This is a genomic window from Mesorhizobium cantuariense (assembly GCF_042647205.1).
Classification (GTDB): Bacteria; Pseudomonadota; Alphaproteobacteria; order Rhizobiales; family Rhizobiaceae; genus Mesorhizobium; species Mesorhizobium cantuariense.
This window is the reverse complement of record NZ_JBHRVD010000001.1, coordinates 7,536,326-7,563,020: the sequence shown is the minus strand read 5'-3', so window position 1 is coordinate 7,563,020 and position 26,695 is coordinate 7,536,326. Positions and strand designations below refer to the sequence as shown.

The 26,695-nt window shown below is 63.7% G+C and carries 20 protein-coding genes and 1 pseudogene; 12 read left to right on the top strand and 9 right to left on the bottom strand.

The annotated features are described in order from the left end of the window. Nucleotides 1-102 precede the first annotated feature (102 nt). From ACFOJ9_RS36875 to ACFOJ9_RS36850, 6 genes and pseudogenes are all read left to right on the top strand, one after another. Entirely contained in the window at nt 103-573 is a 471-nt protein-coding gene (locus tag ACFOJ9_RS36875) for an Lrp/AsnC family transcriptional regulator (RefSeq protein ID WP_378986809.1), read from the top strand. Nucleotides 574-801: 228 nt separating this feature from the next. Then, nucleotides 802-1,287 (top strand): dUTP diphosphatase, encoded by a 486-nt coding sequence (gene dut / locus ACFOJ9_RS36870; RefSeq protein ID WP_378986807.1) that lies wholly within the window; start codon nt 802-804, stop codon nt 1,285-1,287. Continuing rightward, nucleotides 1,287-1,950, top strand: a pseudogene (locus ACFOJ9_RS36865) (HAD family hydrolase). The gene dut and the pseudogene ACFOJ9_RS36865 overlap by 1 nt, the downstream one beginning before the upstream one ends. Nucleotides 1,951-2,022: 72 nt before the next feature. Then, nucleotides 2,023-2,877, top strand: coding sequence for a hypothetical protein (locus ACFOJ9_RS36860; protein ID WP_378986805.1), 855 nt, complete (start codon nt 2,023-2,025; stop codon nt 2,875-2,877). 80 nt (nt 2,878-2,957) lie between these two features. Further along, nucleotides 2,958-3,761 (top strand): isocitrate lyase/PEP mutase family protein, encoded by an 804-nt coding sequence (locus tag ACFOJ9_RS36855; RefSeq protein ID WP_378986803.1) that lies wholly within the window; start codon nt 2,958-2,960, stop codon nt 3,759-3,761. A gap of 14 nt (nt 3,762-3,775) precedes the next feature. Beyond that, nucleotides 3,776-4,774 (top strand): proline racemase family protein, encoded by a 999-nt coding sequence (locus ACFOJ9_RS36850; RefSeq protein WP_378986801.1) that lies wholly within the window; start codon nt 3,776-3,778, stop codon nt 4,772-4,774. Here ACFOJ9_RS36850 and ACFOJ9_RS36845 read toward each other — a convergent pair. Then, a complete protein-coding gene (locus ACFOJ9_RS36845) occupies nt 4,771-5,487 on the bottom strand; it encodes a sulfate transporter family protein (protein ID WP_378986799.1) in 717 nt (238 codons plus the stop codon). The two genes, ACFOJ9_RS36850 and ACFOJ9_RS36845, sit on opposite strands and share 4 nt — an antisense overlap. Before the next feature lie 92 nt (nt 5,488-5,579). After that, entirely contained in the window at nt 5,580-6,464 is an 885-nt protein-coding gene (locus tag ACFOJ9_RS36840) for an EamA family transporter (protein ID WP_378986797.1), read from the bottom strand. Nucleotides 6,465-6,769: 305 nt separating this feature from the next. On the opposite strand from ACFOJ9_RS36840, the gene ACFOJ9_RS36835 reads away from it, so the two are divergent. After that, on the top strand, nt 6,770-7,762 hold the full coding sequence (locus ACFOJ9_RS36835; RefSeq protein WP_378986795.1) for an adenosine kinase: 993 nt from the start codon (nt 6,770-6,772) through the stop codon (nt 7,760-7,762). A 412-nt stretch (nt 7,763-8,174) separates the two neighbouring features. Continuing rightward, nucleotides 8,175-8,876 carry an antitoxin Xre/MbcA/ParS-like domain-containing protein gene (locus tag ACFOJ9_RS36830; RefSeq protein WP_378986793.1) on the top strand — a complete coding sequence of 234 codons (702 nt, stop codon included), beginning with the start codon at nt 8,175-8,177 and terminating at the stop codon, nt 8,874-8,876. 33 nt (nt 8,877-8,909) lie between these two features. Here ACFOJ9_RS36830 and speB read toward each other — a convergent pair whose 3' ends face one another. Further along, the gene (speB, locus tag ACFOJ9_RS36825) at nt 8,910-9,869 is read right to left on the bottom strand and encodes an agmatinase (RefSeq protein WP_378986791.1); all 960 of its coding nucleotides are present in this window, start codon (nt 9,867-9,869) and stop codon (nt 8,910-8,912) included. A 50-nt stretch (nt 9,870-9,919) separates the two neighbouring features. Continuing rightward, nucleotides 9,920-11,026 (bottom strand): extracellular solute-binding protein, encoded by a 1,107-nt coding sequence (locus ACFOJ9_RS36820; RefSeq protein WP_378986789.1) that lies wholly within the window; start codon nt 11,024-11,026, stop codon nt 9,920-9,922. Between the two features lie 132 nt (nt 11,027-11,158). On the opposite strand from ACFOJ9_RS36820, the gene ACFOJ9_RS36815 reads away from it, so the two are divergent. Further along, on the top strand, nt 11,159-12,049 hold the full coding sequence (locus ACFOJ9_RS36815) for a LysR substrate-binding domain-containing protein (protein ID WP_378986787.1): 891 nt from the start codon (nt 11,159-11,161) through the stop codon (nt 12,047-12,049). A 31-nt stretch (nt 12,050-12,080) separates the two neighbouring features. Here the strand turns inward: ACFOJ9_RS36815 and ACFOJ9_RS36810 are convergent, their stop codons facing one another. Next, nucleotides 12,081-13,172: a diguanylate cyclase domain-containing protein gene (locus ACFOJ9_RS36810; RefSeq protein WP_378986785.1), complete on the bottom strand. Its 1,092-nt coding sequence runs from the start codon at nt 13,170-13,172 to the stop codon at nt 12,081-12,083. A gap of 266 nt (nt 13,173-13,438) precedes the next feature. After that, nucleotides 13,439-15,718: an NADP-dependent malic enzyme gene (locus ACFOJ9_RS36805; protein WP_378986783.1), complete on the bottom strand. Its 2,280-nt coding sequence runs from the start codon at nt 15,716-15,718 to the stop codon at nt 13,439-13,441. Nucleotides 15,719-15,932: 214 nt separating this feature from the next. On the opposite strand from ACFOJ9_RS36805, the gene mutS reads away from it, so the two are divergent. Then, the gene (mutS, locus tag ACFOJ9_RS36800; protein ID WP_378986781.1) at nt 15,933-18,662 is read left to right on the top strand and encodes a DNA mismatch repair protein MutS; all 2,730 of its coding nucleotides are present in this window, start codon (nt 15,933-15,935) and stop codon (nt 18,660-18,662) included. 252 nt (nt 18,663-18,914) lie between these two features. On the opposite strand, the gene ACFOJ9_RS36795 is transcribed toward mutS, so the two are convergent. From ACFOJ9_RS36795 to ACFOJ9_RS36785, 3 genes are all read right to left on the bottom strand, one after another. After that, nucleotides 18,915-19,760: an aldo/keto reductase gene (locus tag ACFOJ9_RS36795; RefSeq protein WP_378986779.1), complete on the bottom strand. Its 846-nt coding sequence runs from the start codon at nt 19,758-19,760 to the stop codon at nt 18,915-18,917. A gap of 87 nt (nt 19,761-19,847) precedes the next feature. Beyond that, nucleotides 19,848-20,240, bottom strand: coding sequence for a CopM family metallochaperone (gene copM, locus ACFOJ9_RS36790; RefSeq protein ID WP_378986777.1), 393 nt, complete (start codon nt 20,238-20,240; stop codon nt 19,848-19,850). 42 nt (nt 20,241-20,282) lie between these two features. Continuing rightward, nucleotides 20,283-22,787: a heavy metal translocating P-type ATPase gene (locus ACFOJ9_RS36785; protein ID WP_378986775.1), complete on the bottom strand. Its 2,505-nt coding sequence runs from the start codon at nt 22,785-22,787 to the stop codon at nt 20,283-20,285. A gap of 191 nt (nt 22,788-22,978) precedes the next feature. Here ACFOJ9_RS36785 and ACFOJ9_RS36780 point away from each other — a divergent pair, with 191 nt between their 5' ends. Together ACFOJ9_RS36780 and ACFOJ9_RS36775 are read left to right on the top strand one after the other, a co-directional pair. After that, nucleotides 22,979-23,782, top strand: a complete 804-nt coding sequence (locus tag ACFOJ9_RS36780; RefSeq protein WP_378986773.1) for a glycosyltransferase family 25 protein — start codon at nt 22,979-22,981, stop codon at nt 23,780-23,782. A gap of 73 nt (nt 23,783-23,855) precedes the next feature. After that, nucleotides 23,856-26,657 (top strand): [protein-PII] uridylyltransferase, encoded by a 2,802-nt coding sequence (locus ACFOJ9_RS36775; protein ID WP_378986771.1) that lies wholly within the window; start codon nt 23,856-23,858, stop codon nt 26,655-26,657. The last annotated feature ends 38 nt before the right edge of the window (nt 26,658-26,695 follow it).

Sequence of the window (26,695 nt, the reverse complement as noted above, 5' to 3'; positions counted from 1 at the left end):
CAGCGCTGGAAGTTCCTGATATGAGTATCCTGACATGGTTCGCCGGTTCATCGGTCTCAAATTATCCTTGCAGTCAGCCTATTGTTGGGACAAACATCCCACATGGCACTCGAAATCGACGAAATCGACCGAAAATTGCTCACCGAGTTGCAACGCGACGGCACGCTGTCGGTCGACCAGCTGTCGGAACGGGTGGCCTTGTCGCGCAATGCCTGCTGGCGCCGGGTGAAACGGCTGGAGGAAGATGGCGTCATCACCGGCCGGGTGGCGCTGGTCGATGCCGAAAAGCTCGGGCTTGGCCTTTCCGTCTTCATCCTGATCCGCACGTCCAACCACGACCCGGAGTGGCTGCAGAAGTTCCGGGCGGCGGTGACCGGCTTTCCGGAGATCACCGGCGTCTACCGCATGTCCGGCGACCTCGATTATGTCTTGCGCGCCCGCGTCGCCGACGTGAAGGCCTATGACCGGCTCTACCAGCGGCTGATCGCCAAGGTGGCGCTGTCTGACGTCTCCGCTTCCTTCGTGATGGAGGAGATCAAGGAAACCACGGTCGTTCCGATGGAACTGCGTTGAGGTATGTTGATATTCAGGTGATGCCGGCCTGCAAACGACGGTTTTCTGCGCTTCCGGTGCTCACGTACTTAAGTACGCTCCGCTCCGGTTCTCGAAACCCACCGTTTTCGGCTCGGCCTAACCTGAATCTCAACATACCTCAGGTCACAGTGCCGCCCAAAAGAAAGCCGTTGATAGGCTTGCGGTCGAGTTGACCGAATCGCCGTTCGCGCCGATAGGATCGATTTTATGCGCGCAGCCCTTCAAACTCCCTCCGTCATCGGTCCGACCGTCGGCTTCGTCAGGTTGCCGCACGGGGAAGGACTTTCCCTTCCTGCCTATGAAAGCACCGGTGCGGCCGGCATGGATCTGCGCGCCGCGGTGCCCGACGACCGGCCGCTGCTGATCCTGCCGGGAAAACGCGCTCTGGTGCCGACCGGGCTGATCCTGGAAATTCCGGAAGGCATGGAAGGCCAGGTCCGGCCGCGCTCGGGCCTCGCCTTCAAGCATGGCCTTACCGTCCTCAACGCGCCCGGCACCATCGACAGCGACTACCGCGGCGAAGTGAAGGTGCTGTTGATCAATCTCGGCGATGAGGACTTTGCCGTGACGCGCGGCATGCGCATCGCCCAGATCGTCTTCGCGGCGGCGACGCAGGCGGCAGTGGAAGAGCGCACTTTGGCCGGCGGCACGGCGCGCGGCGCGGGCGGGTTTGGATCGACCGGCACCGCCTGATGTCTGAACTGCCTAAACTTGTCATCTTCGACTGCGACGGCATCCTGGTCGATACAGAGAATCTGGCCAATCGGCGTCTCGCCGAATGGCTGACCGCTGCCGGCTATCCGACAAGCTTCGAATATTGCCGCAAGAATTTCTCCGGCCGCAGCATGGCGTCGGTGCAGAAAGAGATCGAAGAAAGAGACCAGCGTCAGGCTCGGCGTCGATTTCGTCGATCGCTGGAATGCCGGCCTGCCGGACCTGTTCGCCCATGGCGTCGAAGCAATCCCCTACGTCCGCGAGTTTGTCGAAGCCGTGCGTTCAGCCGGTATCGCCTATTGCGTCGCCACTTCGGCCAGGGTGTCGAAGATGCACATCACGCTCGGCCAGACCGGGCTGTTGCCGCTGTTCGAGCACGCGATGTTCTCTTCGACCATGGTCGGGCGCGGCAAGCCGTTCCCGGACCTGTTCCTGCATGCGGCGAAAGCCATGGGCTTTGCGCCTGCCGACTGCATCGTCATCGAGGACAGCGTCGCCGGCACGCAGGCCGGCATCGCCGCCGGCATGCGGGTGTTTTCCTACCATGCCGATCCCTATTCCGACCGCGCCGGCCTGATCCAGGCCGGCGGCATCCTGTTCGACGACATGCGCGAATTGGCCGGACTGGTGCCGATCCACTGACCTGATCTTCAGCCCGCGGCTGTACGCCTCGATTGTCCGTGCTAGCTTGGCACCGCCAACTCGAGGCCACGCATGAAACCCAGCCTGCTCCGCTTCATCCTCGCCTTGATGCTGCTGCCTGTTTTGTGGACCGCGGCCGCCGCGCAGGCCGTCAGCTTTCCAGAGCTCGGCAGCGCGCTGCCCGGCCGCACTGACGTGACCTATCTCGATCTGGCGAGGATGGTCATCCCAGATCTCGCCGAGGACAAGGACGGCTTCTACAAGGGCGGGTTGCCGATCCAGATGCGTCACATCGAGGGGCCGGACAGCGGCGGCTCACCGCCGGAAACGTCGGGCATTTTCAATGCGGCCGTGCTTGCCATCAAGGCTGGCGGCAAGGACCGGCTGACCATGCTGTTCGACCTTGGCGATTCTCCAGACAGCGCCGAAGGTTATGCGGTGCTGGCGCTCTACGACATCACGGTCAAGCCAAAATTGCTCGACGCCGTCAATGTCGCGCTCGACCGCGGTACCTATTTCCGCGAACCGGGCAAGCTTTCCGTTAGCGCCAACGATGACGTCCTCATCACCATGAGCGCGCATTTCAATTCGAGCCAGAACTATGTGATCACGCCGCTGATCATGATCCGCGATGACAAATTCGAACTTATCGACATGATCTATACGTTCGACGAAAACCTGTGCGCCTACAGCCGCAAGCAGGACGTGGCTTTGCAGACCGTCGCCGACGGCCAGCCTTATGCCGCTATCAAGGTGACGGTGACGGACTCTACTGTGCTGAACGGCGAAAGCTGCGACGACACTCCGCCCAAGCCAGAGTCCCACGAGATTTCCGTCACCTATCACTGGGACAAGAAGACATCGCGCTACACCAAGGATTCCGACGCGCTGGACAAATTGGCAGGAGAGAATGCCAATCGCTTCTGAACCAACCGCATTCGTTTGCCCGGTCAAATCGGGCAGGATAAAATCCGCTTAGCCACACCGCACATGATGGGGGAACTACCATGGACAAGGGCAAGATCTTTCGCGACCTGCATGCCTCGACCTTCGTCATGCCCAATCCCTGGGATATTGGCACGACGAAGCTGCTCGGCTCGTTCGGTTTCACGGCGCTGGCGACGACCAGCGCCGGCTTTGCCTTTTCACGCGGCCTGCCGGATGGCGCCGTGACCTTCGACCAGATGATCCACCATTGCCGCGAGGTGACGGCGGCGACCAGCCTGCCTGTCTCCGCCGACCTCGAGAAAGGCAAGGGCGACAGCGCCGAGCAGGCCGCCGAAACCATCTTCGCGGCGGAAGCGGCCGGCCTTGCCGGCTGCTCGATCGAGGACCACACCGGCGATCCGGACAAGCCGATCTATGATTTTGCGCACGCCGTCGAGCGCGTTGCGGCGGCGGCGGAAGCGGCGCGGGCACTGAAGCGCGATTTCGTTTTCACGGCGCGGGCTGAGAATTTCCTGTGGGGCAAGTCCGACCTCGACGACACCATCAAGCGGCTGCAGGCCTTCGAGAAGGCCGGCGCCGACGTGCTCTATGCGCCGGGCATCGGCGACGTCGAGATGATCCGCACGGTCTGCTCGGCGGTCAGCAAGCCGGTCAATGTCATGGCAAAGCCTGGCTTCACCATCGCCGACCTCGCCATGGCCGGCGTCAAGCGCATCTCGCTCGGGCCGTGGCTGACCAATTTCGCCTATGGCATGCTGGAGACGGCGGCACGCGAGATCCAGCAGGACGGCACGTTCGGCTTCACCCGCGCCGCCATGCCGTTCGGCAAATTGCAGGCGCTGTTTGCCAAACCTTCAGCTTAGATGAGGCCCATCGCATGACGCTTACCGTCGTCGATATGCATACGGGCGGCGAGCCGCTCCGGATCGTCACCGGCGGCTATCCCAGTATCCCGAAGAGCACCATCCTGGAAAAGCGCGCCTATGTGCGCGACCACCTCGATCACCTGCGGAAAATCCTGATGTTCGAGCCGCGCGGCCATTACGACATGTATGGCGCCTTGCTGGTCGAACCCGACCTGCCCGGCGCCGATCTCGCCGTGCTGTTCATGCACAATGAGGGCTATTCGACCATGTGCGGCCACGCCATCGTCGCGCTCGGCCGCTATGCCGTAAATGAAGGATTGGTGGCGAAACAGGAGCCAATCACGACTGTCAATATCGAGGCGCCATGCGGGCTGGTCGTCGCCTCGGTCGAGGTCAGGGACGGCAAGGCCGGCGCGGTGTCGTTCGAAAGCGTGCCGGCCTTCCTGTTCGCCGGCGGACAGACGATCGAACTGGCAGGCTGCGGCACGATCGGCTTCGACATCGCCTATGGAGGGGCTTTCTACGCGCTGGCCGATTGTCACCAATTCGGGCTCGAGTTCGGCCGCGACCGGGTGCGCGACTTCGTCGATGCGGCAACCGCACTGACGGACAGGCTCAAGGCCGAATTTCCGCTGTCGCATCCCGACCATGCCGACCTTGCCTTTCTCTACGGCACCATCCTGACCGATGGCCGCGACGCGTTTTCCGGCGAGGTGACCAAAAACATCTGCGTCTTCGCCGAGGCCGAGGTCGACCGCTCGCCGACCGGCTCCGGCGTCACCGCAAGGCTGGCAGCCATGCATGCCAAAGGCGAGATCGCGATCGGGCAGACGCGCCTGTTCGAAAGCATTGCCGGCTCGCGTTTTTCAGGAGCCGTGGTGCGGACGGCGAAGGCTGGCCCGCACGAGGCGATCATCGCCCGCGTCGGCGGTCGTGCCTATTATTCCGGGCGGGCTGAGTTCGTTGTCGAGGCAGACGACGAACTGGGGCGCGGTTTCCTGTTGCGCTAAGTGCGCCGATATCCGGATCGAGCCACTTCCCGCACCGAAATCGCCTTGTGCAGATGCACCATCATGGCGGCGGCGAAGAGCGGCGTCACCAGATTGAGCAACGGCACGGCGAGGAAGGCAGCGATGAGCAGCCCGGCGAGAAACACCGTGCCGGCATAGTGCCTGCGCAAGGCCCTGGCCTCTTCTTCGGCTCGAAAGCGCATGGCGGCGAATTCGAAGAACTCGCGCCCGAGCAGATAGCCGTTGACGATGAAGAAAGCGGCGATGTTGACGCCCGGCACCAGCAGAAGCAGCAGGGCGACGATGTTGCCAAGAATGACGACGCCGAGGAATCGCATCGACAGCACCAGCGAGCGCAGCGCCGGCATGGCGCGGCCGGTCGGGTCACCCGGATAGTCGGTGCGCTCGACCACTTCGGCGATATCGTCGAGGAACAGGCCGGCGACAACAGCCGTCACCGGCGCGATGAGCAACGCCATGCCGAAGGCAAGCGCAATGGCTGCGATGATGCCGCCCAGCCACCCGGCCCAGGACGGCATGCCGCGCAACAGCGTCTGCAGCCAAGGCAGCGCCAGCCACTCGACAAGGCTGGTCAGGCCAAACCACAAAGCCACCAGCGCCAGCACGGTCAGCCCGAGCGTCTTGACGAACACGGCACGAAACGGAGGCGAGAGCAGCTCAAAGGCCGCAGTGCGGGCAGCGTCGAAAATCACCGTGCTTCAACCCCAGGTCAGCGGACGCCGCCGAAATGGCGGACGCTTCCGAGATAGGCAGCGCAGGCCATCAGAACAAGCGGGCTGGGCGTTTACCGTGCAGACGCCGGCTTGCGAACCGGGAGGGTCATGGCGGCGACCCCAGCCACGACAAACGCCATGCCCAGCCATGCCGTCGAACCTAGGCTTTCGCCGAGGAAGAAAGCGCCGATGCCGACGCCGATCGGCACGCGCAGATAGGCCTGCGAGGTGGTGCCGACCGAGCCCAGCGTGTGGATGAGGCGGAAATAGATGACGAAAGCCAGCGCGGTGGAAAACACCGACAGGCCGAGCAGGGCCAGGATCGATGCGGTCGATGGCGCCAGCGTCCATGGCTGGTCGAACACAAGACTGAGGGGCACGAGGATAATTGCGCCGCATAGCATCGAACCGGCGGCCGGCAGCATCGGGTCGAGGCCCTTGAAGCCTCGGCCGAAAATCGCCGCGCCGGCATAGCAGATCGTTGCCGCGACGATGGCAAACTGCGCCCACAACTCGTGACCGAGACCACCCAGCGCCTCGGTGCCGATGATGAGGCAGATGCCGGCAATGCCGGCGCCGACGCCAATCAGTTTGCGCACCGTGACCGACTCGTGGCGGGTGATGAGCGCCGTCAAAAGGAAGGTGAAGATCGGTGAGGTCGCGTTCAGGATGGTGGCGAGGCCGGCATCGACCGAACGTTCGGCGGCAGCGATCAGGGTGAATGGCACGACGCTGTTGAGGCATGCCTGGAAGGCAAAGCGACGCCAGCTTGCCGCATCGCCCGGCATGGCGAGCCCGCGCCAGCGGATGATGGCGAACAGGATGCCGCCGGCGATCAGGGTACGGGCGGCAATGAAGGTGACCGGCGGGATCGTCTCGACGCCGATCTTGATGAAGGTGTAGGAGGCGCCCCAAAGCACCGCCAGCACGACGAGCAGCGCCAGGTCGGTGGTCATGTCGTTTTTTTCGGGCTCGTTCTTTGTCGACATGCTTTTTGTAGACATGCTCTTTGTAGACATTGGGGGGCTGGCTCGCCTTCGAAAAGTGATCGGCTGAGCCAGGCTTGTAGGCGGTGCGGCGATAAAATGCTTCGGCCACGGTCGAATTGTCATAGCGCCTCGTTGCCGATGCACCTTTGGCTTGTCCCGACCTGATCCGCCAAAGTTGCGTATCACGCCCTAGGCAAACCGGTTTCAAATCGCTAGACCCGCGCCGGGCCGGCGTGGCAAGAAGCCGGCTCGGGTTTTTGGCGGAGATTTTGATGCCGGATTATGACGTGCTTTGCATCGGCAATGCCATTGTCGACATCATCGCCCAGTGCGACGAGGAATTCCTCGAGACCAACGGCATCATCAAGGGCGCGATGAACCTCATCGACACACAGCGCGCCGAGCTGCTCTACAGCCGCATGGGTCCGGCGATCGAAGCCTCCGGCGGCAGCGCCGGCAATACGGCGGCCGGTGTCGCAAGCTTCGGCGGCCGCGCTGCCTTCTTCGGCAAGGTCTCCAACGATGCGCTCGGCGAAATCTACGCCCACGACATCCACGCGCAGGGCGTCGCCTTCGACACCACGCCGCTCAAGGGCGAGCCGCCGACGGCGCGCTCGATGATCTTCGTCACCCCCGACGGCGAGCGCTCGATGAACACCTATCTCGGCGCCTGCGTCGAGCTCGGACCGGAGGATGTCGAGGCCGACAAGGCTTCCGGCGCCAAGGTCACCTATTTCGAAGGCTATCTGTGGGACCCGCCGCGCGCCAAGGAAGCGATCCGCCAGACGGCGAAGCTGGCGCACGCGGCAGGCCGCGAAGTGTCGATGACACTGTCGGATTCGTTCTGCGTCGACCGCTACCGCGACGAATTTCTCGACCTGATGCGTTCGGGCACGGTCGACATCGTCTTTGCCAACAGCCACGAGATCAAGTCGCTCTACCAGACATCGTCGTTCGACGAGGCGCTGGCGCAGATCCGCAAGGATTGCCGGATCGCCGCCGTGACCCGCTCGGAAAAAGGCTCGGTCATCGTGCGCGGCGACGAGACCGTGGTCATCAAGGCGACCGCCATCAAGGAACTGGTCGACACGACGGGCGCAGGCGATCTCTATGCCGCCGGCTTCCTGCATGGCTACACGCAAGGTCGCAACCTGCAGACCTGCGGCGACCTTGGCTCACTGGCGGCCGGATTGGTGATCCAGCAGATCGGCCCCAGGCCAAGGCAGAATTTGCGCCGCGAGGCTGAGCAGGCGGGGTTGCTATAGCAGCCCCGGCGCTTCTAACCTCTCCCCTTGTTGTGGGAGAGGTCGGATTGCCCCGATTTGTCCTTTACAAATCGGATGGCAATCCGGGTGAGGGGTAACTTGGCGCCAAGCTGGAACACCCCTCAACCGTCTTGGCGCTGCGCGCCAATCCACCTTCTCCCACAGGGGGAGAAGGGAAGGCCGCCCTCGCTTCTCACCGTCGCGCGGCTGTCACACATCGCACCTACACGCAAACGAGGCGTCCTGCGACTGACATTTCGGGCGCCAACAGCCAGTTGGGGTGTCAAGAAATGCAAGACAGCAAGCTGTCGGGCCGCTGCATCTGTTGCCGCTGCGATTTCCGCTTTCCGCTCTAGAAATCCAACAACCGGCCGCATCCGTGGGAGGAGCGCGCGGCCCGGAAGACAGATGCATGAACAGATTTCAGACAACCGCCATCAAGCAGGACGACTTCGCGGAGATGGTCGCGGAGGAGGTCGAACGCGCGCTCGCCCACTATGATGAGGCCATCAACAAGCCCACCATGGTCTCGGTCGGCAAGATCGCCGGCAGCATAGCATCCGCCGTCACCTTGCTGTCGCCGAAGCACCAGCGCGCCATCGACGCCATCCATGCCGACCTTCCCGGCCTGGCCTCGAAATTCGTGCGCGCACTGGCAGCCGAGGCCGCGCGCCGCAGCGAAGCCGGTATTGCTGGCGCCACAAATCCGCCGACGACCCTGTCGGCCGATGTCGAGCCCCCTTCGCTGCCAAAGTCCGACGATCTCGAATCGATGCTGATCGAGGACTGGGCGGGCCGCGTCGCCGGCTCGACCTATCTGGAAGAGAATTTGCGCATCGCCCGCTCGACGCTGCATCGCTGGCAGCGGCGGGGCGAGGTCATCGCCTTGCGCAAGGGCGGCCGCAAACATGTCTTCCCGCTGGCGCAGTTCATCGATGGCCGGCCGGTGACGGGCATTCGCGACGTGCTGTCCCTGATAAGCAATCCGAGGCTCGCATGGCTGTGGCTGACGCGCCCCTCTGCGCTGCTCGACGGCCGCGTTCCCATCGACCTGCTTCGGCAGGATCAGGTCGGTGAGGTCGTCGAGGCGGCGCGTGCGTTCGCGCCGGACTAAAACTAAAACTGATATGAGCCCCGCCGGCCCGAGCTATCCTTTCCTTTCCGCCAGCAAGCCAAGATAGTGCTGCAGCACGGCAGCACCGGCGATCGACGTGACGTCGGCATGGTCATAGGCCGGCGCCACTTCGACGACATCGGCGCCGACGATATCGAGCGAGCCCAGTCGCCGCAGGATCATCAGCGCCTCGCGTGACGAAAGACCACCGGCGACCGGCGTGCCGGTGCCTGGGGCAAAGGCCGGGTCGAGACAGTCGATGTCGAAGGTCAGATAGGTCCTGGCATCGCCCACACGCGCCTTGATGCGCTCGACAACGCCGGCCACACCGAGCTCGGCGACATCTTCGCCATGCAGGATTTCAAGGCCGCAGGTGTCCGGCGCGTGGGTGCGGATGCCGACCTGGATCGAGCGCTCCGGCCTGACCAGGCCTTCGCTGACGGCCCTGGCGACGAACGAGCCATGGTCGATGCGCTTCTCCTCGTCGAGCCAGGTGTCCTGATGGGCGTCGAACTGGACCAGCGCCAGCGGCCCATACTTTTTCGCATGCGCTCTGAGCAGCGGCCAGGTGACGTAGTGATCGCCGCCGATGGACAACAGCGTGACACCGGCATCGATGACCTCGCCCGCCTGCGCCTCGATCTGCCATGGCGTCTCGTCATGCCGGCCGAAATCAAGGCCGCAATCGCCATAGTCGATGACCGCCAACCGTTCGAACGGATCTGCGCGGAAGGGATATTGCGGATCTCCTTCGAGGATGGCCGAGGCGCGCCGCACGCCTTGCGGACCGAAGCGGGCGCCCGGCCGGTTGGAGACGGCCGCATCGAACGGGATGCCCCACACGGCGACATCGACGCCGTCAAGGTTGCGGGTCAACCTGCGGCGCATGAAGGATAGGACGCCGCCATAGACCGGCTCGTGCGAGCCCCCGTAAATGGTCTTGCCGAAAACGGCCTCGTCGGTTTCGCGTGTGCGCGGCAATGATTTGAGCATGTCGATCATCTTTTTGCTGGAGAGAGGTGCAGAGCCCGAGCAGGTCAGGATCAGTTCGTTCCGGTGATGAAGCCGGTCCATAGCCGGGTAACCAGGCGCAGCGATTTCTGATCGCGTAGTTGGGCGGCAAACAAATGTTTCAGCGTCTCTTGCGAGATGTAGATGTCTGGATTGTCGCGAACGACGTCGTCGACCATCGGCGTCGCCGCCTTGACAGCGTTCGGGTAGAGCGTCGCATTGGTGAAGCGGGCGGCGACCCGCGGCGTGATCAGGAAATCCAGAAAGGCCTGGGCGTTTTCGGGGTGCGGCGCATCGACCGGAATGGTGACGACGTCGAAGAAGATTTCCGTGCCCTCCTTCGGGATGGAATAGCCTATATCGGCGCCGCTTTTGGCGTCCACCGCCTTGGTCGCCGCGCCGATCGCATCGCCACTCCAGCCAAGCGCCAGGCAGAGATCGCCGGCCGCCATCTCGCTCATGATCGAGCCCGATTTGAAATGCCTGATGTAAGGCTTGATCACCGTGAGCAGATTGGCTGCCTTCCTGATCTCGCTCTCGTCGGTCGAGAACGGGTCGAAGCCGAGGTAGTTGAGCGCGATCGACATCACGCCTTCCGGCGAATCAACCATAGCGATGCCGCAATCCTGGAATTTTCGCGCCACCTCCGAATTGAAGACCATGTCGAGGCTGTTGACCGGGGCGTCCTTCATCCGCTCGGCGATCTTGGCCTTGTTGTAGATGATGCCCGTGGTGCCATAGGCATAGGGCACCGCATAGGCGTTGCCCGGATCCTGCCTGGCCAGGAAGGCCATGATGTCGGGATTGAGACCCGAGGCATGGGGGAGCTTCGTCTCGTCGAGCTTCCGGATGGCGCCGGCCTTGATGTACTGGCCGACGATCGATGCGCCCGGCATGATCAGGTCATAGCCGGAGCCCCCGGTCAGCGCCTTGGTCGTGAGCATCTCGACGGCATCGAATGTGTCGTAGACGACCTTGATGCCGGTCTGTTTCTCGAAGTCAGCGATGGTGTCGGCGGGCACGTAATCGTACCAGAAGTAAATGTTGACGGTCTTGTCCTCGGCGGCGAGAGCACCGCCCGTCAGGGCGCAAACGGATAGGGCGAACATCGATGCGGTAAGGGTGGCAAGATGGCGCATGGCGCGGTCTCCCAAGGGGTCGGATCGCATGAGAATTGCCCGTTCGGCACAATCCGACAAACGGCATTTTTGTCGGTCATACTTGACAAAAACTCATCTCAAGCTTTGTCTTCGCCAATGAAGCTGCCTTCGTTGAATGCGATCCGAGCTTTCGAAGCGGCGGCGCGCCTGCACAGCTTCAAGGATGCCGCCGACGAGTTGCGGCTGACGCCCTCGGCGGTGAGCCGGCATATCCGATCACTGGAACAGGCGCTGGGTATAGAGTTGTTCGAGCGTGGCATCCGGCAGGTAACACTGGCGCCGAAAGCCACCCACTTTGCTCGCCGGCTGTCCACCGCCTTCAGGTCGATTGAGGCTGCCACCGAAGAGATGGGCAGCCATGGCCGCCCCGATGCCGCCAAGCGCGCCTCGCTGTCGATCAACGCGACCTTCATGAACCTGTGGCTGGCCGATCGCCTGCCGCGCTTCCGCGCCGAGAATCCCGATTTCGAACTCGACGTGTCGATCCACGACGATCAAAGCCGGGGTGGCAATCCGAGTGCCGATCTGCGCGTGCTGTTCACCGCCGATGCCGGCAATGCAGACTATTTGCAGCTTGTGTCACTGGTGATCTTTCCCGTCTGCGCGCCGGCCCTGCTTGCCGGTCCGAATGCGCCAAGCCGGGTAGCCGATCTTGCCGGACAGAGACTGCTGCACGAGAATACGACCGCCTGGTGGGAGGAATGGTTCGAGAAAGAAGGGCTGAAGGTCGACGCCAAATCCGGCCCGATCTTCCATGACCCGGCACTAGCCGTGCGCGAGGCGGTCAATGGCGGTGGTGTGGCGCTGGTCGACAACATCATGGCGCAGGATCTGCTGGCCAGCGGCCAGTTGGTGGCGCCGTTTCCGGTGCGGCACACGATTCCGGAAAGCTACTGCCTGCAGCAGAAGTCGGGCAATCGCGGCTCGGCCGGCATCAAGCGGTTCCGCGAGTGGCTGTTGGCGGAGATTACCACCCACAAGCAGGCGATGGGTATGGCTTGAGAGCCCTTGTGCACGCCCTTGATAGCGTCGCCTAGGCAGTCTTGCGGATCGGGTGCCGCGGCCTGGACGATGGCTGTTGCGGCGCCATTTCCTTGGCGGTGACCAGCCGGTTGCGGCCGCTCTTTTTTCCGATGTACATCAGCCGGTCGGCGAGCGTGATCAGCGCTTCGGAATCGGCGGCCTCCGCCGGATACATGGCCACGCCAACGGTGCAGCCGACCTGGATGGCGCCATTCGGCGTGGGAACCTTGATCCGCAACCTTTCCAGGATGCGTTCGGCGACGCGCACGGCCTTCTGCTGTGCCAGATCGGCGGCGCCCGAAAACAGGAAGGCGAACTCGTCACCGCCAAGCCGGGCCACGAAATCGGCGCTGCGCAGGATCGAGCGAAGCTGGCTCGAGACGCGCTGCAGCAGCGCATCGCCGGCCTCGTGGCCGAGCGTGTCGTTGACTTCCTTGAACCGGTCGAGGTCGATGAACAAAAGACCGGCCGCCTCGCCGGTGGCGCCGCAGCGAGCCACCACCGATTTGAGTTCGTCGTGGAAGGCGCGCCGGTTGGGCAAGTCGGTCAATGCGTCGTGGTTGGCCGAATGGTCGCTCTGCTGCTTCGCCAGTTCGATCTCGCGTTTTTGCGCCGAGAGCTCTTCGTTGGCTGTCTTCAGATCCAGCAGCAGCTGGGAATTGAGGTCCTCGACAACCTTGCGGTCGCTGATGTCGACGACGAAGCCTTCGAGGAATTCGAGTTCGCCGGCATCGTCCCAGACACCGCCGCCGATCTCGCGGACCCACAGCGGTTCGCCGACCTTCGGCACGATGCGGTAGTCGACGTTCCAGTTGCAGCGCGCTTCGAGCGCCGCGTCGACGGCGGCATAGACGGCGGCGAGATCATCCTGATGAATGGCCGAGACGTAGTCGCGCACGGCGTTGTGAATGAAATCGCTCGGCCGATAACCACTGACGGTGAGAATGCCGTCGCTGATGTAGAGCATGGTGTAGGACGCATCGTTGCGGCAGCGATAGAGGTAGCCGTCCATCCGGCCGGTGATGCTGAGAAGCGCATCCAGGCGCTCGTCGTGATAGGCTCCCTGGCCGACCACGGATGCCGGACTCGTATCGCGCTTCACGGCTGCAAATCCATGATTGTCACCACCCCAGTCTGTCCAAAAATGCCGCTCTGGCACATCGACGACAGCTCTCTGGTATAACAACCGGATATTATCAATCTCTTATGGATCGTGGTGATTTACCCGGAAATTCGGCTTGAATCGCAGGATTCCTGCGATTGCGCGTATTCAGGCGGAATGGCGCGGCCGATTCCGTTCATGCCGCCCAAGGCCTTGCCTCACTCGAAAAGCGTTCGCGGCTTTTCGTCAGCAGCGCGGACCGTTCGTCAAGTCCCCGCCGTGTACGCCGCAATCGCCGCCATGTTGACGATATCGCTGTCCTTGGCGTTGAGCGACACAATCTGAACCGGCTTGTTCAGCCCGACCAGCAGCGGGCCGATGACGGTGGAACCGCCGAGTTCCTGCAGCATCTTGGTCGAGATCGAGGCTGAGTGGAACGCGGGCATGATCAGCACGTTGGCTGGACCGGTCAGCCGGATAAACGGATATTGCGCCATGGCGCGGGCGTTGAGGGCGACGTCGGCGGCCATCTCGCCGTCATATTCGAAATCGACGCGGCGCTTGTCGAGGATGCGAACGGCTTCCTGGACGCGTTCGGAACGCTCGCCCTGCGGATGGCCGAAGGTCGAATAGGCGAGCATGGCGAGCCTCGGCTCGTAGCCCATGCGGCGGGCAAAGCCGGCTGCTTCCTCGGCGATGTCGGCGATCTGCTCGGCATTGGGCATATCGTGCACGGCGGTGTCGGCGACCAGCACGGTCTTGCCCCGCGCCAGCACGATCGAGACGCCGATGACGCGGTGGCCTGGCTTGGCGTCGATGACGCGGCGGATGTCGTCGAGTGCTGTGGAATAGTTGCGGGTGACGCCGGTGACAATGCCGTCGGCGTCGCCCAGCGCCACCATGCAGGCGGCAAAATGGTTGCGGTCGTTGTTGATCAGCCGCTGGCAGTCGCGGAACAGGAAGCCTTTGCGCTGCATGCGCTCGTAGAGATAGTCGGTGTAGATGCCGTTGCGGCGCGACAGCCTTGCATTGATGATCTCGATGCCCTGCTTGTTGAGGTCGATGCCGGCGTGCTTGGCGTTTTCCTTGATGACGTCGTCGCGGCCAAGCAGGATCGCGGTACCGAGCCGCTGGTTCACATAGGAGACGGCGGCGCGCATGACCTGCTCTTCCTCGCCCTCGGCGAAGACGATGCGCTTGGGCTGGCGGCGCACGCGGTCGTAGATGCGCTGCAGGGTCGAGGCGATCGGGTCGCGGCGGGCGGAGAGTTCCTGCGCATAGCGGTCGAGATCGAGGATCGGCTTGCGGGCGACGCCTGAGTCCATCGCTGCCTTGGCGACGGCAATCGGGATGGCCGAGATCAGGCGCGGGTCGAACGGCACCGGGATGATGTAGTTGGGGCCGAATTTCGGCCGGTTGCCCTGATAGGCGGCGGCGACGTCGTCGGGCACGTCCTGGCGCGCAAGTGCTGCCAGCGCCTGGGCGGCGGCGATCTTCATGTCGTCGTTGATGGTGGTTGCCCGCACATCCAGCGCGCCGCGGAAGATATAGGGAAAGCCGAGCACATTGTTGACCTGGTTCGGGTAGTCCGAACGCCCCGTGGCCATGATGGCGTCGGTGCGGATCTCGGCGACTTCCTCCGGCGTGATTTCCGGGTCCGGATTGGCCATGGCGAAGATGATCGGGTTCTTGGCCATCGACTGCACCATGGCGGTGGTCAGCGCGCCCTTGGCGGAGAGGCCGAGGAAGACGTCGGCGCCATCGAGCGCCTCGGCGAGGCTGCGCGCCTCGGTCTTGACCGCGTGCGCCGACTTCCACTGGTTCATGCCTTCGGTGCGGCCTTGGAAGACGACGCCCTTGGTGTCGCACAGGATGATGTTTTCCGGCGCGAAGCCCATTGCCTTCATCAGCTCGATGCAAGCGATGCCGGCCGCGCCGGCGCCATTGCAGACCATCTTGGTGGTCTTCATGTCGCGGCCGGTGATCTCCAGCGCGTTGATCAGGCCGGCGGCCGAGATGATGGCGGTGCCGTGCTGGTCGTCGTGGAAGACCGGGATGTCCATCAGTTCGCGCAGGCGCTGCTCGATGATGAAGCATTCCGGCGCCTTGATGTCCTCGAGGTTGATGCCGCCGAAAGACGGACCGAGGAAGCGCACGCAGTTGATGAACTCGTCGGCGTCCTCGGTGTCGACCTCCAGGTCGATCGAATCGACATCGGCGAAGCGCTTGAACAGCACCGCCTTGCCTTCCATCACTGGTTTTGAAGCCAGCGCGCCGAGGTTGCCGAGGCCGAGGATGGCGGTGCCGTTGGAGATGACGGCGACCATGTTGCCTCGCGTCGTGTAGTCGAAGGCGCGGCTGGGGTCTTCGGCGATGGCCAGAACCGGCACCGCGACACCAGGCGAATAGGCGAGGCTCAGGTCGCGCTGCGTTGCCATCGGCTTGGTGGCGACGACCTCCAGCTTGCCGGGGCGGCCCATGGCGTGGAATTCGAGCGCTTCCTGCGCACTGACGGACGGACCGTTGTTCTCGGTTTTCCTGGCCATGATGTTCTTGATTTCCTCACCGATGCAGCACCTCGTTGAAGCGGGTGCTTTGTGTCGGTCCGAATTAAGACCACGCGCCGCCGCGTGTAAACCGCCAGCGCGCGGGAATCGCTGTTGGCCCGAGTGATTGCGGGCATGCGGCCGCCTCGGTCGTCCCCTGTTTTTCGAAGCGCCGGCATTAAACCGCGCCATCACTTCTGCTAGCGTGCCGCGCATGAACATGCACAGCCCGAACGAGCCGGACGCCCCCGAGGCGATGACGCCGGTGCCGACAGCCGCCGCCGGCGCCACGCCGATGATAGAGCAGTTTATCGAGATCAAGGCGGCGAACCCGGATTCGCTGCTGTTCTATCGCATGGGCGATTTCTACGAGCTGTTCTTCGACGATGCCGAGAAGGCGAGCCGGGCGCTGGGCATCGTGCTGACCAAGCGCGGCAAGTATCAAGGGCTCGACATTCCGATGTGCGGCGTGCCGGTGCATGCGGCCGATGACTATCTGCAAAAGCTGATCGGCCAGGGATTCCGCGTTGCCGTCTGCGAGCAGATCGAGGATCCGGCCGAAGCGAAGAAACGCGGCGGCAAATCGGTGGTGCGCCGCGACGTGGTGCGGTTGGTGACACCAGGCACCATCACCGAGGACAAATTGCTGGCGCCCTCGGAATCGAGTTTCCTGATGGCGTTGGGGCGGGCGAAGGGCGGAGCCGATCACAGCTTCGCGCTGGCCTGGATCGACATCTCGACCGGCGCCTTCCGCGTCACTGATACCACCGCCGACCGGCTGCTGGCCGACATTTTCCGTGTCGATCCGCGCGAGCTGATCGTTGCCGAGCCGGTGTTCCATGATCCGGAACTGAAGCCGGTGTTCGACGTGCTCGGCCGCGTCGCCAGCCCGCAGCCGCCGTCGCTGTTCGATTCGGCCTCGGCCACGGGACGCATTGCCCGCTTCTTCGATGTGGCGACACCGGACAGCTTTGGCGCGTTTTCGCGCGCCGAACTGTCGGCGATCTCGGGAGCCATCGCCTATGTCGAGAAGACGCAGAAGGCCGAGCGCCCGCCGCTGTCGCGGCCCGAGCGCGAGGAGCAGGGATCGACCCTGTTCATCGATCCGGCAACACGCGGCAATCTGGAGCTGCTGCGCACACTGTCGGGCAGCCGCGAAGGGTCGCTGTTCAAGGCGATCGACCGCACGGTGACCGGCGGCGGCGCAAGGCTGCTCGCCGACCGGCTGATGGCACCGCTGACCGACCCGGCGGCGATCGGCGCCAGGCTGGATTCGGTGTCGTTCTTCCGCCCCGAGACGCGGCTCTGCCAGGCAGTGCGGTCGAGCCTGAAGAGCGTCGCCGACATGCCGCGCGCGCTGTCCAGGCTGGCGCTCAACCGTGGCGGTCCGCGCGATCTCGGCGCGCTGCGCGCCGGTTTCGAAGCGGCGGGCGCGATCGCCGAAATCTTTGCCGCGACCGTCCTGCCCCAGGAACTCGCGGCCGCACTCGCCGCCATCCATGCGCTGCCCCAGGCGTTGGCCCAGCACCTGACGCAGGCGCTGGGCGACGAACTGCCGCTGCTCAAGCGCGACGGCGGCTTCGTTCGCGGCGGTTACCATGCCGATCTCGATGAGATGCGGGCGCTGCGCGATGAGTCGCGAAAGGTGATCGCCGGGCTGGAGCGCTCGCTGATCGAGGAGACCGGCATCCGCTCGCTGAAGATCCGGCACAACAATGTGCTTGGCTACTATATCGAGGTGACCGCCAACCATCATGCGGTGATGACCGGCAGCGATGGCGCCAAGGCGCGCTTCATCCACCGCCAGACCATGGCCAACGCCATGCGCTTCACGACGACCGAACTCGCCGAACTTGAGACCAAGATCGCCAATGCCGCCGACCGGGCGCTCAGCATCGAGCTGGCCGCCTTCGACGCGCTGACGGCGGAAGCGGTTGGCGAAGCGGAGAAGATCCGCACTGGGGCCGATGCGCTGGCTGTGCTCGACGTCTCGGCGGCACTCGCGCTTTTATCGGAAAGCGAGGCCTGGTGCCGGCCGGTGGTGGATTCGAGCCTTGCTTTCGAGATTACGGGCGGGCGGCATCCGGTGGTCGAACAGGCCTTGCGCCGTTCGGGCGAAGGTCCGTTCGTCGCCAATGATTGCGACCTGTCGCCGGAGGGCAGCGCCAAGAACGGCGCGATCTGGCTTTTGACCGGCCCGAACATGGGCGGCAAGTCGACGTTCCTCAGGCAAAACGCGCTGATCGCCATTCTGGCCCAGACCGGCTCGTTCGTGCCGGCGACATCGGCCCATATCGGCGTCGTCGACCGGCTGTTCTCGCGTGTCGGCGCCTCGGACGATCTGGCGCGCGGCCGCTCGACCTTCATGGTCGAGATGGTCGAGACGGCGGCGATCCTCAACCAGGCCGGCGAACGCGCGCTGGTGATCCTCGACGAGATCGGCCGCGGCACCGCCACCTTCGACGGCCTGTCGATCGCCTGGGCGGCGGTGGAATATCTGCACGAAAAGAACCGCTGCCGGGCGATCTTCGCCACCCATTTCCATGAAATGACCTCGCTGGCCGGCAAGCTCGCGCGGCTCCACAACGTCACCATGCGGGTTAAGGAATGGGAAAACGACGTCGTCTTCCTGCATGAGGTCGGCAAGGGTGCCGCCGACCGCTCCTATGGCGTGCAGGTGGCGCGGCTGGCCGGCCTGCCGGAGGCGGTGGTCGACCGGGCCAAGGAAGTGCTGCACCAACTTGAGGAAGGCGAGGTTTCCGGCAAGACGAACCGGCTGGTCGACGATCTGCCGCTGTTTTCGGTGGCGGTGAAGCGGGAAGCGCCGAAGCCGGTGAAGAGCGATGCGCTGGGGGCGGCGCTGGGCGAGATCAATCCCGACGAGATGACGCCAAGGGAGGCGTTGGAGGCGCTGTACAGGTTGAAGGGGCTGGCTGGGAAGTAATTCCTTGCAATCGGAGCGGCGGCGGCGAAACCGCCAATCTCCCCCCTGGAGGGGGAGATGTCCGGCAGGACAGAGGGGGGCGCCGTAGAGTGCTGACCTTGCTTAACCTGCGCTCAAAAATAACGCTCGGCAGGGGAGGCGGCGCGAGGAAGCAGACGTCTTAAATTGATATGCTGGCGGGACAGCGCCCCCCTCTGCCCTGCCGGGCATCTCCCCCCTCGAGGGGGGAGATCAGCAGCCTCACCCGCCCGCCTAGATCATCTCCAACCCACGTTTGCGTGTCGGCGGCGGGAAGGCGCGGTCGAGATCGGCGATGTCCTGCGGCGTAAGCTTGATATTGAGCGCGGCGACATTCTGGCGGACATGCTGCTGGCTGCTGGCCTTGGGGATGGCGATGATGCCCTCCTGATGCATCACCCAAGCCAGGGCGATTTGCGCCGGGGTCGCAGCGTGACGAGCGGCAACGGCGTCGAGCCTGGCATTGCGTGCCAAAGCGCCCTGCTCGACCGGCGAATAGGCCATCAAGGGGATGCCGCGCTGCCGGCTCCACGGCGCCAGGTCGAATTCGAGGCCGCGCCGGACCAGATTGTAGAGCACCTGGTTGGTCTGAACATTGCCGCCATCGGACAAGCCGATCAGCTCCTCCATCTCGTCGCTGTCGAAATTGCTGACACCCCAGTGGCGGATCTTGCCGGCCTTTTTCAGGGTCTCGAAGGCCGCGACCGTTTCCTTCAACGGCACGCTGCCGGACCAATGCAGCAGATAGAGATCGATGCGGTCGGTGCGCAGGCGTTTCAGGCTGTTTTCGCAGGCGCGCTGCACGCCCGCGCGCGAAGCGTTTGACGGCAGCACTTTCGAGACCAGGAAGGTCTCGTCGCGGCGCCCGGCAATAGCCTCGGCCACCACCTCCTCGGCGCCGCCGCTGGCATACATTTCGGCGGTGTCGATCAGCGTGATGCCGAGGTCGAGGCCGAGCTTGAGCGCATTCACCTCATCGGCACGGCGGCTGATATCCTCGCCCATCTTCCATGTCCCCTGACCAAGCACCTGAACGGCTTCGCCTGAGGGCAGTTTGGTGTTTCTGATGGTCAACGGCATGGCGGGCTCCAGTTGGGGCTGGATCGCATCACAGGCTGGGCGAGAAATCCAGAGGACTTCTCGCCGGATTCCCCTTCGCGAAAAGGCTTACTTCACCGGATGGGCGGCGAGCCAGGCCTGCATCTGCTTGATCTCGGCTTCCTGCGCGGCGATGACGCCTTCGGCGAGCTTGCGGATTTCCGGGTCCTTGCCGTTGGCAAGCTCGACCTTGGCCATGTCGATCGCACCCTGGTGGTGCGGGATCATGCCCTTGACGAAATCGACATCGGCATTGCCGGTGTATTCAGATGCCATCATGTCGGCATGCATCTTGTCCATCGCCGCCTTGTAGCCTTCGGTCGAAGGGCTGGTCGCGTCCGTCGCCATTGCGCCCATGTCGTGTTTCATCTCCTCAGCCTGCGCCGGAACGCTTTCGAGGAAGACGGCAAGCAGCATTCCGGCCGCCATCAGCAGCAGCACGAGTTTTTTGGCGAAGGTCATTCATGGTCTCCTGTTGAGTGGTTTGGTATTTGGGGGCTTCGATCAGAGTTTCAATGTTCTCAGCCGCAATGCGTTTGCGATCACCGACACCGAAGATAGGCTCATCGCCGCCGCCGCCAGCATCGGCGACAAAAGCGTGCCGGTGAGCGGATAGAGCACGCCGGCGGCGACCGGCACGCCAAGCACATTGTAGAGGAAGGCAAAGAACAGGTTCTGGCGGATGTTGCGAATCGTTGCCTGCGCCAGCGTGCGAGCCCGCACGATGCCGTTGAGGTCGCCCTTGACCAAGGTGATGCCGGCGCTTTCGACGGCGACATCGGCGCCGGTGCCCATGGCGATGCCGACATCGGCGGCGGCAAGGGCCGGTGCGTCGTTGACGCCGTCGCCGGCCATGGCGACGCCCTTGCCCTCGGCGCGCAGCTCATCGACGAGGGCTGCCTTCTGCTCCGGCAGCAGGCCGGCGCGAACCTCGTCGATGCCAAGGCTTCTGGCGATGGCGTTGGCCGTGCGTTCATTGTCACCGGTCGCCATGATGATCCTCAAGCCGCTGTCATGCAGCGCCCTGATCGCCTCGGCGGTGGTCGCCTTGACCGGGTCGGCGACAGCGACGATGCCGGCCAGCTTCTTGTCGACAGCGACGAACATCGCCGTCTTGCCTTCGAGCTGCAGCGCCTCGGCCTTGGCCGAGATGGATGCGATGTCGATGCCAAGATCGGCCATCATGGCGGCATTGCCGAGCGCGACCTTCTTTCCCGACAAGGTGCCGGACACGCCCTTGCCGGTGACCGCCTCGAAGCCGCTGGCCTGGGCAACGGTCACACCGCGCGCAGCAGCGCCGTCGACGATGGCCTCGGCCAGCGGATGCTCCGACCCCTTCTCCAGGCCCGCGGCAAGGGCCAGCAATTCGTCCTCGGAAAAGCCGTTTGCCACGACGACATCGGTCAGTTTCGGCCGGCCCTCGGTCAGCGTACCCGTCTTGTCGACGATCAGCGTGTCGACGGAGGCGAAGCGTTCGAGCGCGGCGGCTTCCTTGATCAGCACACCGGCGTGCGCTCCGCGCCCGGTGGCAGTCATGATCGACATCGGCGTGGCGAGGCCGAGCGCACAGGGGCAAGCGATGATCAGCACCGACACCGCCGAGACGATAGCAAAGATCAGGCTGGGCTCGGGTCCGAAGATCGCCCAAGCGATGAAAGCGACAATCGCGACAAGGACGACGGCCGGGACAAAGTAGAAAGAAACGCGATCGGCCAACCCTTGAATCGGGGCGCGCGAGCGCTGCGCCTTGGCGACGAGCTCGACGATGCGCGCCAGCGTCGTCTCGGCGCCGACCTTCTCAGCGCGCATGATCAGTGAACCGTTCTTATTGAGGGTGCCGCCGGTCAGCGCATCGCCCTCGGCCTTCTCGACCGGCAACGGCTCGCCCGTGATCATCGATTCGTCGATCGAGGAACGGCCTTCCAGCACCGTGCCATCGACCGGCACGGCATCGCCGGGGCGGATGCGCAGGCGATCGCCGGCCTTGACCGCGTCGAGCGGCACATCGCTTTCGGAACCGTCGGCGGCGATCAGCCGCGCGGTCTTCGGCGCGAGATCGAGCAAGGCGCGGATTGCCGAGCCGGTCTTTTCACGGGCGCGCAGCTCCAGCACCTGGCCGAGGAAGACCAGCGCGACGATGACGGCGGCAGCCTCGAAATAGACCGGCACCGCACCGCCATGGCCGCGGAACTGATGCGGAAAAATGTCCGGAAACAGCGTGGCAACGACGCTGTAGAGATAGGCAGCACCGACGCCGAGCGAGATCAGCGTCCACATGTTGGGGCTGCGGTTGACGATCGACTCCCAGCCGCGGTGGAAGAAGGGGAAGGCGGCCCAAAGCACCACCGGACTTGCCAGGACCAGCTCGATCCAGACCTTTGTCCGATCCTCGACCAGGCCTTCAAACGTCAGGCCGATCATGGGCGCCATGGCGATGATCAAAAGGGGGACCGACAGGACAGCGCTCACCCAAAACCGCCTGGTGAAATCGACCAGCTCGGGATTTGGCCCTTCATCGCCCGTCGGCACGCCCATCGGCTCCAGGGCCATGCCACAGATCGGGCAGGACCCAGGCTTGTCGCGGATGATTTCGGGATGCATCGGGCAGGTGTATTGCGTGCCTTTGGGCATCGGCTGCGGTGCCGGCCTGTCGCCGAGATATTTTTGCGGCTCCGCCTCGAATTTCGCCTGGCAAGCGGCGGAGCAGAAATGGAAGCCCTGACCTTCGTGGCGGGCAAAGTGCCTGGCTGTCGCACGGTCGACGCTCATGCCGCAGACCGGATCGGTGGCCGTCAGGAATTTTTCCGGCTCGGCCACGAATTTCGTGCGGCAACCTTGACTGCAGAAATGATAGAGATGGCCGTCATGCCCGGCCGCAGGCTTGCCGGCGGCCGGATCGACGGTCATGCCGCAGACCGGGTCGCGAACAACGGCCTTGGCGGCAGGCGCGGCGCCTTTTGTCGAGCAGCAGCTACCATGCGCGTGATGATCGTGATCGGAATGCGTCATTCGAAAATGCCTCGATGGTCGGTGTGTGACGCGGAGATAGGGCTTCCAGTAACTGGAAGGTCAAGGGCTGTTTTGACTTTTTGCATTTCGGGTGCCGCTCGGGCGATTCACCCGGAAAAAGCCCGTATGCCGTAGCGCAGCGTGTGCTAGTAAATTCCGATCTTCCAGCAATGGTACCAATCAGTTAGACAATGAAGTGCCTGGTCATAAACCTCGATCGGTCTGCGGACCGGCTTGCCCATATGGTTGCCCAGTTCGCCCGTATCGGCATCCCGTTCGAACGGGTGGCGGCGATCGATGCACGCAACCATCCCGAACTTGAGCAGCAGCCTCAGCATGCGTTGTATGCGACCCGGCGCTTGTCGGGCAGCGAGATCGCGTGCCTGCATAGCCACCGCGCCTGCTGGTCGATCCTCGCGCAGGATGAGGCCCGCTATGGTGCGATCTTCGAGGACGACGTGGTCTTTTCGGCAAATGCCGGCCCGTTGCTTGCCGACAGTGGCTGGATCCCGGCCGATGCCGACATCGTCAAGCTGGAGACGTACTTCAAGAGTACCCTGATCCATCGGAGAAGGATTTCCGCTGGTCATGGTTTTTCCGCGTTCAGGCTCTACAAGAACCATCCGGGAACCGGAGGCTACGTCATCTCCAGACAGGCCGCGCGCGATCTCCTCGAGGCGACCGAAAAGGTCAATGTGACCGCCGATGATCTGATCTTCACCCCGGCGTTCCCGACCTCGTCCAGCAAGACGATCTATCAGCTCGTCCCTGCGTTGTGTGCGCAGGACCAGTTCGTCCGCGACCGACTGCCAAGCCTGCTCGGCCCAGAGCGAGATGCCGCAGGGGCCGCGAGCGGGCTTGCCGCAAAACGCAGAAAGCCGGCCGCCGAGAGAATCATGAAAGAGGCCGGACGAACCGCGCGGTGGATCGTCGATTTCTACAGATTTCGGCGACATATTGTCGTCCCCTTCGATTCGACTGGGGCAAACGACTAGCCGGCAGCCCCATACCCAGCGCCGCGAAAACGCGCTATAGACGCCGCCGAAACGGCAAGGCCGACTTGGACATATGGCAAGAATCTCCCTGAAGCTCGATGAACTGATCGACGGCGAAGCCTTGCGCCGCGAGATGACCGCGCTTACCGCGGCCACGGCAGGCGACGGCTCCGGACAGGCGGCGCGCAGCGGTGTGCTCCAGTTACTCAAGGGGCGGCTGGCAGAAGGGCGCACCATTGCCGAACGCATGCTGAGGGAAGACGGCGGCGGCAGCGCCTGCGCGGCGCGGCTGTCGCATCTCATGGATGAGATCATCCGAGCGCTTTACGATTTCGCCGTCACCCATGTCTATCGGGTCAAGAACCCCTCTTCGGCGGAGCGCATGGCAGTCGTCGCTGTCGGCGGCTATGGCCGCGGCACGCTGGCGCCCGGGTCCGATATCGACCTGTTGTTCCTGCTGCCCTACAAGCAGACGCCGTGGGGCGAACAGACCGTCGAATACATGCTCTACATGCTGTGGGATCTCGGGCTGAAGGTCGGCCACGCCACCCGCAATATCGACGAATGCCTGCGCCTGTCGCGCACCGACGTCACCATCCGCACCTCGATCCTCGAAGCACGTTTCCTGTGGGGCGAGGAAAAACTCTATGACGAACTGATGCTGCGGTTCGACCATGAGGTGGTGCGCACGACCGGCCCCGAATATGTCCAAGCCAAGCTTGCCGAACGCGACGACCGCCATGCCAAGGCCGGCGAAAGCCGCTATCTGGTCGAGCCCAACGTCAAGGACGGCAAGGGCGGCCTGCGCGACCTGCAGACGCTGTTCTGGATCGGCAAATACTTCTACCGGGTGCGCACCGGCGAGGAACTGGTCGACAAGGGCGTCTTCACAGAGGGCGAATACCGCGAGTTCCAGAAGGCCGAGGATTTCCTGTGGGCAGTACGCTGCCACATGCATTTCCTCACCGGCAAGGCCGAGGAACGGCTGCATTTCGACATCCAGCGCGAGATCGCCGAGCGGCTAGGCTACACCACCCACCCCGGCCTGTCGGCGGTCGAGCGCTTCATGAAGCACTACTTCCTCGTCGCCAAGGATGTCGGCGACCTGACCCGCATCTTCTGTGCAGCGCTCGAGGAAGAGCAAGCCAAGCACGTGCCGGGTTTCAACCGCATCTTCCTGACTTTCTCCAGGCGCAAGCGCAAGCTCGCCGGCACCTCCGACTTCATTGTCGACAACCATCGCATCAACATCGCCGACGATCAGGTGTTCGAGCGCGATCCGGTCAATCTCTTGAGATTGTTCTGGTTCGCCGACAAGCACGGTCTGGAATTCCACCCCGATGCGCTGAAGCTGCTGACCCGCTCGCTCGGCCTGGTCAACAAGTCGCTGCGGCGCGACGAGGAGGCCAACCGGCTGTTTCTCGACATCCTGACGTCGGACCGCAATGCCGAACTCAATCTGCGGCGCATGAACGAAGCCGGGCTGCTCGGCAGACTGATCCCGGATTTCGGCAAGATCGTCGCTATGATGCAGTTCTCGATGTACCACCACTACACGGTGGACGAGCACCTGATCCGCTGCATCGGCGTGCTGGCCGAGATCGAGCGCGGCGACGGCGAAAAAGTCCATCCCCTGTCGCACACGCTCATGCCGGGACTGAAGAAGAGCCGCGAGGCGCTCTATGTCGCCGTGCTTCTGCACGACATCGCCAAGGGCAGGCCAGAGGATCATTCCGAGGCCGGGGCCAGGATCGCACGCCGCATCTGTCCGCATATGGGGCTGTCGCCAGCCGACACCGAAACCGTGGCCTGGCTGGTCGAGAACCACCTCGTGATGTCGATGACGGCGCAGACCCGCGACCTCAACGACCGCAAGACCATCGAGGATTTCGCCGCGATCGTGCAGTCGGTCGAGCGGCTGAAGATGCTTTTGATCCTCACCGTCTGCGACATCAGGGGGGTCGGACCCGGTGTCTGGAACGGCTGGAAGGGCCAGTTGCTGCGCACGCTCTATTACGAGACCGAATTGCTGCTGACCGGCGGGTTTTCGGAAGTGTCGCGCGCCCAGCGCACGGCGGCGGCGCGCGAGCGCCTGGCCGAGGCGCTTGCCGACTGGTCGGACAAGGCTCGCAAGCGCTATGTCGGCCAGCACTATGAGAATTACCTTTTGGCCGTGGATCTCGCCGACCAGCTTCGTCATGCCGAGTTCATCCGCGAGGCGGACGCGTCGGGCAACAAGCTCGCCACCATGGTCAAGACTCACCAGTTCGAGGCGGTGACGGAAATCACCGTGCTGGCGCAGGACCATCCGCGCCTGCTGTCGGTCATCGCTGGCGCGTGCGCCGGGGCCGGCGGCAACATCGTCGACGCACAGATCTTCACGACATCGGACGGCCGCGCACTCGACACCATCCTGATCAGCAGAGAATTCGACCGCGACGAGGACGAGCGGCGGCGCGCCGAACGTGTCGGCCGGCTGATCGAGGACGTGCTGTCGGGCAAGAGCTGGCTGCCGGAGATGATCGAGAAGCGCACCAAGCCGCGGCGTGGCGCCAAGGTGTTCAAAATCCCGCCGCGCGCCGAAATCCGCAACACGCTGTCGAACCGTTTTTCGGTCGTCGAGGTCGAAGGCCTGGATCGGCCTGGGCTGCTGTCGGAGATCACCGGAACGCTTTCCGACCTGTCGCTCGACATCGCATCGGCGCACATCACCACCTTCGGCGAAAAGGTCATCGACACCTTCTATGTCACCGATCTGACCGGCCAGAAGATCGACAGCCCGGCCCGCATCGCCACCATCCGCAACCGGCTGATGGCAACGCTCGAAGGCATCGTGCCCGAACGCGGCGGCAAGGCCAGGGCGGCGGCCGAGTGACAGCGACCATCACTTTGTCCCAATTCCGCAGGCAGTTC